This is a genomic window from Halorientalis brevis (assembly GCF_023077655.1).
The window spans coordinates 46,656-60,438 of record NZ_JALLGV010000005.1 but is presented as its reverse complement, the minus strand read 5'-3'; the positions used below and the strand labels follow the sequence as shown (position 1 = coordinate 60,438).

The 13,783-nt window shown below is 62.8% G+C and carries 15 protein-coding genes; 5 read left to right on the top strand and 10 right to left on the bottom strand.

Features of this window, described 5'->3' with window-relative positions; translation table 11 throughout:
• Window positions 1-10: 10 nt before the first annotated feature.
• The 4 genes from MU553_RS12165 to MU553_RS12150 form a co-directional block, all read right to left on the bottom strand.
• Complete coding sequence (locus MU553_RS12165) at window positions 11-517, bottom strand: HTH domain-containing protein (protein ID WP_247378240.1); 507 nt, start codon at window positions 515-517, stop codon at window positions 11-13.
• A 259-nt stretch (window positions 518-776) separates the two neighbouring features.
• Entirely contained in the window at window positions 777-1,811 is a 1,035-nt protein-coding gene (gene purM, locus MU553_RS12160) for a phosphoribosylformylglycinamidine cyclo-ligase (RefSeq protein ID WP_247378239.1), read from the bottom strand.
• A 42-nt stretch (window positions 1,812-1,853) separates the two neighbouring features.
• Window positions 1,854-2,477 carry a zinc metalloprotease gene (locus tag MU553_RS12155; RefSeq protein ID WP_247378237.1) on the bottom strand — a complete coding sequence of 208 codons (624 nt, stop codon included), beginning with the start codon at window positions 2,475-2,477 and terminating at the stop codon, window positions 1,854-1,856.
• On the bottom strand, window positions 2,459-3,991 hold the full coding sequence (locus tag MU553_RS12150; RefSeq protein ID WP_247378234.1) for a TraB/GumN family protein: 1,533 nt from the start codon (window positions 3,989-3,991) through the stop codon (window positions 2,459-2,461). Before MU553_RS12150 ends, MU553_RS12155 begins: the two co-directional genes overlap by 19 nt.
• Window positions 3,992-4,109: 118 nt before the next feature.
• On the opposite strand from MU553_RS12150, the gene MU553_RS12145 reads away from it, so the two are divergent.
• Together MU553_RS12145 and MU553_RS12140 are read left to right on the top strand one after the other, a co-directional pair.
• A complete protein-coding gene (locus MU553_RS12145) occupies window positions 4,110-4,556 on the top strand; it encodes an acyl-CoA thioesterase (RefSeq protein WP_247378232.1) in 447 nt (148 codons plus the stop codon).
• A 46-nt stretch (window positions 4,557-4,602) separates the two neighbouring features.
• Complete coding sequence (locus MU553_RS12140) at window positions 4,603-5,058, top strand: DUF7992 family protein (RefSeq protein ID WP_247378230.1); 456 nt, start codon at window positions 4,603-4,605, stop codon at window positions 5,056-5,058.
• Window position 5,059: 1 nt separating this feature from the next.
• On the opposite strand, the gene MU553_RS12135 is transcribed toward MU553_RS12140, so the two are convergent.
• The gene (locus MU553_RS12135; protein ID WP_247378228.1) at window positions 5,060-5,614 is read right to left on the bottom strand and encodes a class I SAM-dependent methyltransferase; all 555 of its coding nucleotides are present in this window, start codon (window positions 5,612-5,614) and stop codon (window positions 5,060-5,062) included.
• A 65-nt stretch (window positions 5,615-5,679) separates the two neighbouring features.
• Window positions 5,680-6,315, bottom strand: a complete 636-nt coding sequence (locus MU553_RS12130) for a YbhB/YbcL family Raf kinase inhibitor-like protein (RefSeq protein ID WP_247378226.1) — start codon at window positions 6,313-6,315, stop codon at window positions 5,680-5,682.
• A 107-nt stretch (window positions 6,316-6,422) separates the two neighbouring features.
• On the opposite strand from MU553_RS12130, the gene MU553_RS12125 reads away from it, so the two are divergent.
• Both MU553_RS12125 and cutA read left to right on the top strand, forming a co-directional pair.
• A complete protein-coding gene (locus MU553_RS12125; protein ID WP_247378224.1) occupies window positions 6,423-6,602 on the top strand; it encodes an HEWD family protein in 180 nt (59 codons plus the stop codon).
• 136 nt (window positions 6,603-6,738) lie between these two features.
• On the top strand, window positions 6,739-7,044 hold the full coding sequence (cutA, locus tag MU553_RS12120; RefSeq protein ID WP_247378223.1) for a divalent-cation tolerance protein CutA: 306 nt from the start codon (window positions 6,739-6,741) through the stop codon (window positions 7,042-7,044).
• 159 nt (window positions 7,045-7,203) lie between these two features.
• On the opposite strand, the gene MU553_RS12115 is transcribed toward cutA, so the two are convergent.
• On the bottom strand, window positions 7,204-7,734 hold the full coding sequence (locus MU553_RS12115; protein WP_247378222.1) for a gamma carbonic anhydrase family protein: 531 nt from the start codon (window positions 7,732-7,734) through the stop codon (window positions 7,204-7,206).
• Window positions 7,735-7,792: 58 nt separating this feature from the next.
• Window positions 7,793-9,016 (bottom strand): glycosyltransferase family 87 protein, encoded by a 1,224-nt coding sequence (locus MU553_RS12110; protein ID WP_247378221.1) that lies wholly within the window; start codon window positions 9,014-9,016, stop codon window positions 7,793-7,795.
• Window positions 9,017-9,372: 356 nt separating this feature from the next.
• Between MU553_RS12110 and MU553_RS12105 the strand changes: the two genes are divergently transcribed.
• Window positions 9,373-9,615: a hypothetical protein gene (locus MU553_RS12105; protein ID WP_247378220.1), complete on the top strand. Its 243-nt coding sequence runs from the start codon at window positions 9,373-9,375 to the stop codon at window positions 9,613-9,615.
• Here MU553_RS12105 and MU553_RS12100 read toward each other — a convergent pair.
• Together MU553_RS12100 and MU553_RS12095 are read right to left on the bottom strand one after the other, a co-directional pair.
• Window positions 9,612-10,508 carry a DUF368 domain-containing protein gene (locus MU553_RS12100; RefSeq protein ID WP_247379023.1) on the bottom strand — a complete coding sequence of 299 codons (897 nt, stop codon included), beginning with the start codon at window positions 10,506-10,508 and terminating at the stop codon, window positions 9,612-9,614. The two genes, MU553_RS12105 and MU553_RS12100, sit on opposite strands and share 4 nt — an antisense overlap.
• A 51-nt stretch (window positions 10,509-10,559) precedes the next feature.
• A complete protein-coding gene (locus tag MU553_RS12095; protein ID WP_247378218.1) occupies window positions 10,560-13,745 on the bottom strand; it encodes an oligosaccharyl transferase, archaeosortase A system-associated in 3,186 nt (1,061 codons plus the stop codon).
• Between the last annotated feature and the right edge of the window lie 38 nt (window positions 13,746-13,783).

The window sequence follows — 13,783 nt, the reverse complement described above, 5'->3', positions numbered from 1 at the left end:
CCGGCGTCGATCAGTCGTCGCTCGGAACGCGCAGCTGGTGGGAAGCGCCGTCGTCCTCGGCGAGTGCACGCGTTCTGCGCATCTCCACGTCGTCCAGGTAGTTCTGAACGGAGACCGTCTCACCGGCGGACTGGTGCGGGGCCATCCCGACCAGTTCGGCCCCTTCGTATTCCGCGACCGTGATCTCGGGAAGCGTGATGACGGTCTGCTCGTCGCCGGTGATCGAAGAGGACTGCTCTTTCCGATCGAAGAACGGCTGAACGGAGACGTTCTCGGCGAGCGCCCACTGCTGGAACCCTGCCACCTGTGATCGGACCCCCCGACCAGTCGCGGTCTCCGCCAGCGCCGAATCGACGGACACGGCGTCACCCCAGACGTGGACGTCGTAGCCGTCGATCAGCCCCTCGGATTCCATGCGATCGAGTTGGCTGACGAGCGCGCGTTGGCGCTCCAGACCGGTCGTCGGCGCCAGCGAGCGAACGAAGATGTCGAGCGTCGCGTCTTGCTCCCCTTTCATAAGTACCCGTATATTCCCGGTTCTTGTACTTAAGGATAGCCCTGGTAGGGATTAGGAGGTCCTATTATCCTTATATTGGTAACGATTCTCGAACAGTAATATTAGTAACCTAATTTTCTGTCAGGTCTCCCCGTTTATGAATGCGGTTGTGATCCCCCAGAACCCGGCGGGGAACGGCTACATACGTGCCGATATGTGTCTATCAACAGTACTGTACACTGGGGAAAATAACCGTTTCCTCGCCGCGTGCCAATTGCTATCAGGCCAATTCGAGCCCGCGAATTGCCACGCACTCGTCGCCGTCCTGAACGTCGCCGATGATCCGCCCGTCGTCGGTCGCCTCGACGACGGCTTCGGCGTCTGCTTCCGGCAGCGCAGCCACGAATCCAGTGCCCATGTTGAACGTGCGGTGCATCTCCTCGTCGCTTACGTTCCCCTCCGTCTGGACGAACTCGAACACCGGCTGAGCCTCGAAGGGATCGGTGATCTCGTAGTGGAACTCGCCCATTCGGGTCAGATTCGTCCAGCCGCCGCCGGTGACGTGGGCGGCCGCGTGCGTTTCGTTGGCCAGCAGCGGATCGAGGAGATCGGTGTAGAGGCGCGTCGGTTCGAGCAGCACCTCAGCGATCGTCCGATCCGTGTCGTGGGGGAACGGGTCCGTGTAGTCGTGGTTCTGCGTTGCGGCCTGGCGTGCGAGCGTCAGTCCGTTCGAATGAATCCCCGTAGAGGGGAACCCGACCAGCACGTCGCCGGGTTCGGCCTCGCCAGGGAACACGTCGTCTTTGGCCGCTAGCCCAGCGCAGGTGCCGGCGATGTCGAGGCCCCTGATGACCTCGGGCATGACGGCCGTCTCGCCGCCGACCAGGGCGACGTCGGCGCGGTCTGCGCCTTCGGAGAGCCCTTCACCGATCTGTTCGCTGGTCTCGTCGTCGGGTTCTTCGACGGCGAGGTAGTCGACGAACGCGACCGGGCGGACCCCCGCGGCAACGAGGTCGTTGGCGTTCATCGCGATGCAGTCGATGCCGATGGTGGAGTAGTCGTCGATGGCTTCGGCGACGAGCAGTTTCGTCCCGACGCCGTCGGCTGCCAGTGCGAGGTAGCGGTCGCCGATGTCGAGCAGGCCGGCGAAGTCGCCCTCGAAGCCCTCCGTCGCACCGAGGAGCGCCGCGGTCGCCGCCTCGCTGGCGTCGATGTCGACCCCGGCGTCGGCGTACGTCAGCCCCTCCTCGTCCTTATCGGCGGCTTCGCCGCCTCGTCGAGGCGTCTCCGACGCCTCGCTGTTTTGTTCGCTCATACGCGAGTGGCCGCGCGGCGTGCGCAAAAGCCCGTCGGTCCGTCAGAACGGGAACGAAAAGCCGAACATCGCGTACACTCCCAGCGCGACCGACGGAACGAACACGGCGACGAAGACGACCTTGTTCCAGTTCAACACCGTCTTCCCGTCGAGCGGGCCGAACGGCAGCATGTTGAAGCCCGCGAGAAAGAGGTTGATGATGACCCCAAGCGAGCCGACCTGTCCGAAGAAGCCGCCAGCAAACAGCGCGAGCGGCAGGAACACCGCGGCCAGACCGAGGTTCGTCACGGGTCCGGCCAGCGCGATCAGGCCGTTCTGTCTGATCGTCGAGCGCCCGCGGTGATACACCGCGCCGGGTGCGGCGAAAATGAATCCCGCCATCGCGGAGACGATAGCGATGAACAACATTCCGTAGTCCGCTCTGAACTCCGCGACTTTCCCGAACTTGATCGCGATGACCTTGTGCGCGAGTTCGTGCAGGAGGAACCCGACGCCGACGGTCAACAGGCTGAGTGCGAACATCCGGACCAGCACCGGGACGTCGAACCCGAGCAGCGCCGGCCGCTGGAAGAAGATGGTGAACGCGACGCTCAGCGCGACCCACGCAGCCGCGAAATCGAACAGCTCCCGGATGGAGAAACTGACGTTCACGTCACCAGACCCCACACGAACGTCGCACCGTTCTGGGCGCCCTGTATCATGAGCCGGGAGATCTCGTCGACGCCCCCGATCTCCGTGAAGAAGAAGGGCAGCAACACGACGCCGAACAGCATGCTCGCGATGAAACTCCCGACGTTCGTCATGGCGACGATGAGGATCAGTCGGAACAGCGGCACGTCTTTCATTCTGCCGAAGATGTCCTTGATCGGTGCCTCTTCGTCGCTCAAGATCTCGTTGAGGGTGTTGATGTCGCTGATGTTCACCGAGAGGTAGCGCAGTTCGACGTAGCCGGCGAACCACCCGGGTGCGAGCAGGGGGTTCACGCTCGTGAACCACGCGATCGCCCCGCCGACGGTCGCGCTCTGCCAGTGGGCGCCCGCGAGCTTGGCCAGGCTAAACGAGATGATGCCGTTGATGAGGAACCAGGTCCCGAACAACTGGACGAGAAAGCCAGTCGACGCGCCTTCGACGCCAGTGGCGACTGCGATACCCAACAGGAGGAAGAAGGCGAGAAAGCCGAGCGTGAACAGGTAGCCGAAGAGCTTGAAAAACGAGAATCGGCTCCCGGACTCGACGCCGACCAGCGACTCGAAGGGCGGAAGCGTTTCGGGATTGTCCAGGTAGTCCTGGATGCCGGCTCGGTGACCCGCACCGACGACCGCGATGACGTCGTATCCGGCCTCGCGAAGCTGCACGAGATTGTGTGCGATGTAGGCGTCACGTTCGTCGATGAGGGCCTCTGCCCCGCCCGGCGAGAAGTGCCGGAACTCCTCCATCATCGCGGTGACGACGTCCGCGTCCGTCAGTTCGGACATGTCGAGGTCCTCGGGGTCTTCTTCCTCGGTCGACGTGGTGAGGATGAACGCGAGGACAACACCGATGGCGCCGCCGAGCGTCAGCGCGATCGCGAGTCCGTCCAGTATCGCCAACGGTACCCCGCCCAGGACGCCGATGCCGCCGAACAACAGCGGGCCGGCCAGGAGTTCGGCGGGCAGCGCGACGAAGAATCCGATCGTCAGGCCGACTGTCAGCCCTGCCGTCGCGGGGTTCGCGACGCCCGCGATGAGGCCCCCGATGAGTTTCAACTTCTCGAGGCCTGTGAGTCGCGCCCAGAACCGCTGGATCGTCATCTGGATGTTCCGGTCGACGAGCGCGACGCCGAGGCCGAGTTCCTCGGCGGTGTCCACGGCAGCCATCATGTCGGCACCGGGCTGGATGTCGAATCGGTCACCGAGTCGGGCCTGGACGTACGAGAGCATCCAGTACGCGAGGAACTGGAACACCGTGTTGCCCTCCAGCAGGTCGCCGGGGTTCAGGTCGTCCGGCGTTTCCCCTTTCAGTTGCCGGTATCGACCCTCGTCGAGTTCGACCGCCACGACGTCCGGTCGCTGTTCCTCGATCGTCTGTTCGACCTCTTCGACACTCTCCTGGGAGACGTGTGCGGTGCCCAATACCGTGACGTCCCCTTCCCCAGTGGGGTCCCCCGGCGTGTTCGGCGTGGGCGCCGACCGTTCACTCATTGGAGTGGCATACATCTTCCCCCGTTTTACGATTGTCGGCATGACACCCGTCTCACTCTCGCACCCCCGGGCGGCCGGAGCCAGTAAGCGTTTTGTCCCCGCCGGGATAGCACGGGACATGCCGGATTTGATGGACACCTACATCGAGAACCGGGAGATGGTGCAGCCGAATCACGCGAACAATCTGGAGACCACCCACGGCGGGAACGTACTGAAGTGGATGGACGAGGTGGGTGCGATGTCCGCCATACGCTTCGCCGGAAAAGACTGCGTCACGGCGCGTATGGAGCAAGTCAACTTCCGCCGTCCGATCCCGGTCGGCGACAACGCGCTCTTGAAAAGCTACGTGTACGACACCGGCGAAACGAGCGTTCGAGTGCGAGTTCGCGCCTTCCGCGAGAACCCGCGGACGGCCGAGGCCGAACTGACGACGGATTCTCACCTCGTCTTCGTCGCGATCGACGACGAGATGGACCCGGTTTCCGTCCCCGAGTTGTCGGTCAGTTCCGAACGCGGCGAGGAACTGCAAGACGCAGCGCTGGCCAGTTCAAAGCGCGACGCCTGACGAGCGGGAATCAACCCTTATTCCGTTCCCGTACGTACTCGCGGCCATGGGACTCGACGTGTCTGCGCCGGACCCTCCAGAACTCCAGTCGGACCTGGACGCAGACGAGTACGACGACGTCGACGTGCAGGGAGACGAGTACAAACGCGAGGAACTCGAGACGTTCCTCGTAGACGGCGCCTGGAAAGAGGCGTTCTCCGAGTGGGCCGACGATGCGAACATGGACGAAGACGCGTTCAACATCGCCCGCGATCTGGAGCTGTTCGCCGACTTCGACTTCTTCTGGGACGATTTCGCCGACCGCGTGGGCTACCACGCACCGGGTCTCCCAGAAGATTGGCGCGAGCGCGAGATTCACCCGGACATCGAGTCGTGGGGCACGGTCTCTGCGATCAACGCCGGCCTCACCGAGTTCGGACAGATCGTCTGTGAGGTCCTCGAAGCGGAGTACATCGACTGGGAGGCGGACTACGAGGCGCCAGACGATCTGCCCGACTTCTGACCTAGCGGTGTGCTTCGAGCACGAACGTCTCGCGACGGTCTTTGGCGGTTACGACCTCGAATCCTCCGGCTTCGAGATGCTCCGCTGCCGTGTCAGCGTCGAATCGCTCGTCTAGCGGCGGCCCGCTGAGGCCCTCGCCGTTCGCGGTCCAGTCGGCGATCGCGACGCGACCACCGGCGTCGAGCACGCGTGCGAGTTCTGCTGTGGCCTCCTCGCTGGCGAACTCGTGATACGTCATCGTAGAGACGACGGCGTCGAGCGCGTCGTCGTCGAACGGCATGTCCTGTGCCTCGGCGGTGACGAACTCGACGTTCTCCTGGACCCCTTTTTGCTGGTACGTCTCGTGCATCTCAGGCTGCACGTCGACGGCGTACACCTTCTCGACGTAGGGCGCAACTTCGTCCGTGTAGAACCCCGTTCCACTACCGACGTCTGCGACTGTGTCGTCGAGACGAGGCTCGAACATGGCGAGCAACTCGTCGACCGAGAGGTACTGATACCGCGACAGGTCTTCGAGTTTCTCAGCCTTGTCCGCGTCGAACGTGTGAAATCCCATCTTGCGCTCGTACGTGACAGACTCGGATAAGCATACAGCTTTACAGCTGTCGGTCGGGGTAGCCGCTACCGCTCGTACTCGCCAGTGATGCGGGCCGTCGCGACGCTGTTACCCTGGAGCGCGTCCGCGATCTGATCGCGACTTGCTCCCGCCTGAACGTTCAGCGGGCGTTCGACGGCTGTCAGTGTAAATCGATACGTGTGTGAGCCGTCGCCTTTCGGCGGGCGGGGCCCTCGGTAGCCGAGGACGTCGAAAGAATTGGTCCCTTGCTTAGCGCCGTCGAGTTCCGGGGCGGTCCGCGACTGCTCGATTCCTGCCGGGATCGCCGTCGTATCCGCGGGAATGTCCCAGAGCAACCAGTGTGTAAAGGGCGGGTTCGGGGCGTCAGGATCGTCGACCACGAGAACCAACGAGTCTGCGTCGGCGGGAACCCCCGAAATCGACAGCGGCGGTGAGACGTCTGCACCGTCGAACGTGTACTTCTGCGGAATGTTACCACCGTCTTCGAACGCAGTCGACGAGAGTTGCAGTCCGCTCGCGTTGCTCCGCGTGGTCGACACTGTGTCGTCGGTCTGGGTGTTTGTCGCGTCCGGTGACGTTTCGGTACTATCCTCGCTACTGTCTGTCCCGTCGAGACAACCAGCGAGAAGGAGTCCGGTGCCACTCGACACGCTCACGAGGAAGTCACGCCGACCAGGCATAGTTCGGGATTGCGGACGGTGGCACATCAGCATGTGGGGCAGGTTCCCGGGCCGCCCAGTGCCTGGCAGTCGAGAGCTTCATTACGGGGGACGGTCCATGTTCAGCTATGGCAACTGTCATCCCACCGAAAGAGCGGGTCTGTGAGCGGTGTGGCCGACACGACGAATGGGACGATGAGACCGACGCCTGGCTCATCGTTTCCGACGGCGACGAGAAACAGGTCGGCAATCCCCACTGTCTTCACGAGTGGGACATCAACGGGAACTACAACCCGTTCGAGGACTGAACGGGTTCAGCTTCCCGATCGCAGTACAGTTGGCGCACGATCTATTGTCGTTCTCCCGCCCACTCGTTCGTCGAGTCGACCAGGAGTCTCTTCGCCAACCACAACGCGTTTTTCCAGTCACTCACTGTCGACGGGTATGCCGACAGCGTACGTCACTGCACCACCGGAGGCTGCCGAAGACATCGCGCGAACGCTCGTCGAAGAGGAACTGGCGGCCTGCGTGAACCGTCTGCCCTGCCAATCGATCTATCGCTGGGACGGCGAGGTTCACGACGACGACGAAGCGGTCATGTTCGTCAAGACGACTGCTGCAGGGTACGAAGCGCTCGAAGCACGGCTGACCGAACTCCACCCGTACGAGGTCCCCTGTATCGAGCGCTTCGACGAGGACCAGGTCCTCGACGCGTTCGCAGACTGGCGTGCCGACGCCGTCGAAGAGTAGCCGTGCACTTTGTCTGTTCTGGGGGCCGACACCTGCCAGCCAGGGTACCGAGCCACGGTCTGGTGCGCCTATCGACGTCGTCGCAGAACTCGCCGACACTGCGCCCTCGTCAACTATCGACGGCGGTGTTCACGTCACTGTCGAGCGGAGCTGCGTCGCTTACTCCTCGTCGTGGTCCGGGACGTGGTCCTCGGCGACGACGTGGTCGGTCGCCGCGTGTTCGTCGGCCAGCTCGACGTAGCGGTCGCCAGCGTAGATCCACGGAGAGTTCTCGACTTCCTTGAGTACCTCTGCGGGCGTGCCGGCGACGAGGACTGACTCGGGGACCTCGGTCCCCTCGGTCACGAGGCTGTTCGCCCCGACGAGACTCTCAGCTCCGATCTCGGAGTGGTCGAGGACGATCGCACCCATCCCGACCATGGCGCGCTCGCCGACGGTCGCAGCGTGAACGATGGCGTTGTGTCCGACCGTCGCCCTGGGGCCGATCTCGACGCCTTCGTGCAGCGTCGCGTTGTCCTGGACGTTCGCGCCTTCCCTGAGGACGATTTCCCCGTGGTCGCCCCGAAGGACCGCGCCCGGCCAGACGCTCGCCTCCGCTTCGATGGTGACGTTCCCGATGACCGTCGCTTCCGGGTCGACGTACGCGGACTCAGCGATCGTCGGTTCGACCCCGTCGAATGACCGAATCATCTGCCAATGATTCCCCGGGTTCGCTCTAAAAACTGGCGTTCCACACGGTCCCGGCGGCTCAATCGTCTTCAGTCGAGAGCGTGACGCTCGTCGGCTCGGTCGGAGAGCCGAGGGTGAACGTCAGACACCCACACAACACGAGGAGCAGTCCCCAGAGCGTCATCGTGCCGGTCGTGAGAATGTCGCGCACGGCATCCACGATGACCGCCTCGACGAGCAACGGTAACGGCGCCATGCTCAGGACGGTCTCAACCTGGAGTGGCTGGACGGGAAAGAGCATAACGACCGTCCCAACGTGCAAGAGCGTTCGCGTGGGCTCGTGGTCGAGGAGGTACATCAACGGTACGAGCGGGAAGTACAGGAAGAGGACGTGGTGGATGTTCGATGCCGGTGAGAGGAGCAACATGCCGGCGACCGTCCCCAGATACGCGAGCAGACGCGCCTCGATGGTTTCGATCCGGTAGCTCAGTACCACGAGGATCGGCGCCAGCACGGCGAGTGCCAGGAGCGGGTACAGGTGCGGCTCGACGTTCGGCAGGAACACCGAGAGCGGACGACTCAGCGTCAGCGCAGAGAAGTTCGGACTGAGTGTGTTCCCGAGGTCGCGGATGCGACTGCGTTCAGTCAGGATGAACCACGCGTAGTTCAGATTGCGATCGATCCCGAACGCCAGCACGCTGACCGCGATGGCGCTCAATCCCGTCGCGACGGCGGCTTTGATCGCACGCCAGGACCGCTTCCGAACGAGCCAGACGCCGAACAGGGCCGGAAACAGCTTCACGATGGCGGGGATCGCAAACAGCACACCGCTCACGATCTCTTGCCCTCGTTCTTCGAACAGGAACGCCAGACTCAACGCGAACAGGAGAACCGGGTCGACCTGTCCCTGTCCGAGGACGATCACTGGATACGTACTCGCGACGCAGAACAGACAGATGAGCAGTTTGTCGAGTCGGTCGAGGGGACCGCGGTGGCGCTCGATGACGGAGATGATGACCCAGCCAGTGCCGAGACAGAACGCCCCCTGGATGACCAACTGGACGAGAAACGCCGACATGACGTCCGGAAATGCAGCGAACGGGAGAAACATCCCGATGACGATCGGCGGATAGACGAACTCGCCGTTTCCGACCGGCGGACTGACACCGACGAATGGGTCCCCAGAGAGGAACAGGTCCGCGGCGTTAAGATAGGCTCTGAAGTCCCAGGCGAGTGGAATCTCCGGCGCCCAGAGGGCGAAATACGTCGGGATCAGTCCCCCACCGACTAATCCAGTCGCCAAGACGATTCGCGTTGCTAACCGGCTCGGCCGCTGTTGACGTGACTGTGAGATAACCATATTAGAAGGCAGTACGAGACAGTATCGTTGGAGGGGCATTGCTCGAAACGGTCACGGGTACGTCGATTTTCTTATTTCTGAACATATAAATCCCCACTTTCCGTAACATGTCCCCCATTCGATCGCACCGTATCGCGCCCGCGTCGTGCGGTTTCTGCCTTCACTGTACCCGCCGGAAGAGGGGTTCCACTGGCCCGCTGACCTGCTAATTTAACACTTGACTTCTTTAATAAATCGTATCGTTCTCAATAGTTGTATTCGGGAGATGCAGTTATTTGTGGTCGGCCGAATCACTCACTATGGCAGCTACTGGAAGTGACGTCGCAGTCTTCGTTTCGGGTGTCGTCCTCGCCGGAATGGCTCCGGTCTATCTCTTTCCCGGCCTGGACCTCGGTGCAATGGTCGCAATTGCCGGCCAGTCTGTCAGCTGGGTGCCGCTGGAACACGTCGGTGTCGTCGCGCTTCTCGCACTCCTCGTAGCAGCGTGGATCGACACCGATCGGGCCACCGACGTGACGGCGGACGTCGAGCGGTGGGACTAGTAATCCAGGTCGTCCGTGTATCGATCGAGCGTCAAGACGCTGCCAGCGCCGACGACGAGGGCAGCCCCGGTCCCCAGGATCACGATCGGTGTCCACTGGCCGGTGCTCTGTAACGTTTCTACCGCCGGCAGACGCAGCGCACCAGCCATCAAACTCACGAGGAACACGAGCGTTGCGCTGCGATAGTTCGAGAGTGCCCACTTGATGACGTGTGCGATCGACACGACACCGATCATCGCCCCGACCGCGAACGCCAGAATCGTCATTCCTGGCTCGACCAGCGGGGCCACCCCGCCACCGTCGAGCAGCCCGATGACATGGTCAGTAAAGGACGTGAGTGTCGCCGTCAGGTAATCGTACTGCCCGAGCAGCAGCAGGAAGAAGGCACCGGAGATGCCGGGCAGGATCATCGCCGTGATCGCGATCATTCCGGCCACGAACACGAATTCCGGCGAGTTCGGCAGTCCACTGCCCTGCGTGATTCCCGACACCCAGAACGCGAGACTGAACCCGAGCACGGCGATGCCGAGTCGCGGGACCGTCGTCACGTCGACCTCGCTGTAGAGTACCAACGCCGACGCTGCGATCAGGCCGAAGAAAAACGCGAACGTCGGCCCGCGCGCGCTCGTGAGTGTGAACTGGACGGCTCGAGAGATGACGATCAACGCAGTCACGACACCCAGGCCCAACGCGACGAGGAATCCGAGGTCCATCTCCACCAGGTCGTCCCACAGCGCTTGTCGCCCAGCCGACGTGTGGAGACGGGGGACGTGTTCGAGTGTCCGCGGGTTCAGCGACGTGATCGCCGTGATGAGTCGCTCGTAGATGCCGGTTATCAGGGCAATCGTCCCACCGGACACGCCTGGGACGGAGTCAGCCGCGCCCATACACATCCCTTTCAGATAGACGACGAGCCAGTCGCGGAGGGCTGAATCGACCACGTGTCAGGGACTGACCCGGTTGGGGGCCGGGGCGATGTTCGACGGCGTGCTCGTGGCAGTGGTCTCGTTGTCGGACCCGCCTGACGTCGGCGTCGCGGTCGTCGAGCCGTCGGTCGAGTTAGTGTCGTCCGTCGTGTTCTCGGCGGTAGTGTTCGAGTCGGAATCCGTCGGGACGTCGGTCGTGGGACCGTCGGTTGCCTGGGACATGTTCTGCAGGTCGGCCAGTTTCTGTCGTTCGAGCGTGACCGTCGTCGGCGAATCGGTCTCGCCGATGACCTGCGCCTCAGTCACCGTCGCGTTCGCGTTGTACTCGAACACCGTGTCGTTCGTGACCTCAGCGTCCGTGTAGACGGTGTAATCGCTCACGGCACGAGCGCTCACGTTGGTGTATCCTTCGTCGGGACTCCAGTTCTCGTACCCGGTCGTCGAGTACGGGACCGTCATGCTGAACTCGCCGTCAGCACCGGTCTGGGCCTGCTGCTCGTAGGTGAACGTACCGTTCTGGTTCGGCGAGTTTACCTCGACTTCGGCGGTGACCGTCGTGTTCGCCGGGCCGGTCCCCTCGATGGTCGCACCCGGAACCCGCTCGAAGATCTTCACCCACGGTGGGGTCCCCTGTCCCTGGAAGAACAGGGAGTCGATGTCCCGGGAGAGTTGCATCCGCTGTTGGTCAGTCATGTTCTGCAGGTCGATTCCTCCGAGGAGGCCGTTTCGCTCCTGGACGATCGTCGTCGGCCAGGAGCGGCCTGCAGTGGCCGGTGTCTCGGCGTTCCGCACGAGGCGGTAGTGTTCGAGCGCCTCGACGTACTGGGGCGGATTCGGTCCGACGCCGCCGACCTGTGCGGTGCCCGTCTCCTCGGCCTGCTGACGGAGTCGCTGGAGGGCGATCTGGCTGCCGTCACGGCGTGCCTGCTTCTGAAGCTGTTCGAGCGCTTGATCACTCGTGTTCTGTCGGTCGACGCGGAGGAACCACTGCGGGACACCTCCCTGTCCGACGGAGTAACGCTTCCTGTCCGCGGACGGCACCGTGTACGCAGTTCCGCGCTCGGTCTCGATGGTCGAGTAGTTGATCATGACCGGGTTCGGCGTCTGGGCGCTCCCGTGGAAGTGCCAGAGCCGGTTGACCATACTATCGTAGTACCGCTGTGACCGAAGGTGATAGGCGGTCGTCGGGGTCGAACCCTGGATGGCCCAGACGGTGTTGTAGAAGTCCTGCTGCGAGACGTTCCCGTCGTCGTAGAAGACGATCGGGGCGAAGAACTTCCCGCCGAGGCGGCTTTGGGTGTTCACCATCTTCCAGTCGACCATGACGTAGCGGGTCTTGGCGTCGTCTTCCTCCATGCGAGACAGCACGTCGTTGGCCTGGGTCTCGTTGGGAGCCAGCAGGAAGTTCGCGGCTTGCGTCGAGCCCTGCTGGAAGGGGTTCGCGTTCGGAATCCGCTCACCGCGCTGGGTGATCCAGTGACCGTAGTCCCACCAGGACATGACCCCGTAGGATCCGTCGGGATAGTCGTAATCGTTCTGTCGCTCGTAGGTCCCGAGGAACTGCATCTGGTCACTGTTGCCGGCGCCACCGTAGTTCCCGACCGCTGGCGTGTTGTTCTCGAGCCAGGAGAGGCTGCTATCCCAGCCAACGACGCCGGGACTCGGGGAGTTCGCCTGGCCTTGCTCCCAGGCCGTCGTCGCTCCCTGGCCTGAACTCACGGCGAGCGGCGCGACGATCAACAGGAGGACGGTCGCGACCGTCAGCACCTGGAACGCTTCGATGTCGTGGACGTCGTCAGTCGTGCTGATGTACCGGAAGAGCAGCATCACCAGGTACGCGTTCAGCACCGCGATGGGCAAGACGAGGTAGTACTCGAATCGCGACTGCGTGAGCGTTGCGAAAAACAGCATCACTGCCCAGACAACCACGAACAGCGACTCTGCCCGTGCGTTGCGGTTCCGGAGCTGAGAGAGGACGATGATGAGCACGCTCGCGAACGCGGTCACGAATGTCAGACCGAAGTGTGCGAACAGTACACTGATCGGCTGTTGGAGCGGCTGGGCCTCACCGACAGTCCCCGCCTGAGCGCTCGTTCCGAACCCGACGACGCGCTCGACGTTGTTCGCGAGGAAATTGTACAGATCGGGTGTCAGGAGGTTGAGCAGCAGCGTCCCAGCAGCGAGGATCCCGACGATGACGACCGGGTACGCGCGGTGGTCGATGTCTCGGGCCTCGAACTGTCGGGCCACCCAGGCCATGAATGCAGTGCCGAGGGCGACGGAAAACGCGAGGAGCGGCTGGAGTAGCGAGAAGTTCGTCGCAGAGATCTCGAACGTGTTGAACGGGACGAGCGCGAGCATTCCCGCGACGGTCAGGGAGACCACGCCGACGAAGGCGACGTGATCCGGACTCTGTCCTCGCAGGAAGTCCGCGATGAGTTGCAGGAGGAAGAACACGCCGAGGATACCGAGCAGCAGAACGCCCGGAGGCCACACCCAGAGATAGATGCCGACGCCGACGCCAGCGAGCGCGGACCACCCGAGCGGGTTGCGGAGTGCGTTCCATTCACGGTTCACGACGAGTTCCCAGACCGGTCGTTCCTTCTGCGCGACCGCGAGAGCCACCATGATGGCGACGACCGCGATCATCTGGAAGAGTGCTTCGCCGATCTGGTGGTCCGAGAACCCGACGAGACTCCGCTGGAGGAAGCCACCGGTCGACATCGCGAGGACGAGGACGGAAACGAGTCCGCCGAACCGACCACCCAGACGCTTCCCTGCGAAGTAGACCGGAATGGCCACGAGCGTCCCGAATACCGCGGGCGCGAACAGGACTGTCGTCGCGACAGTTTGCTGACTCGGATCCCCCAGCCCGACGATCAGCGCGACTGTCGCCATGATCTGGTCAAAGAACGTCCCGAACTGACTGGAACTCGTCCCGTAGGCGAAGTACGTCCACGGGTCGAACGGCATCGTCTGCGGCCAGTTGTGTACCGTGTAAGACGTCTGACGAAGGTGATACCAGGCGTCGTTCCCCGAAAGCAGGACGTTTCCGTTCCGGTAGAAGTTCGACCACCCGCGGACCCGGACCCACAGCATGAACGCTAGCAGGACGACGAGCGTTGGGATGTGATACCACCGTCTGATGTCTCTCAATGCGTTGCTAATATCGAAATCTTCGATACTCCCCCGGCGTTGACTCATTGACCGGGTTAAAAACGAACGCCCGGATAAGCTTTGTC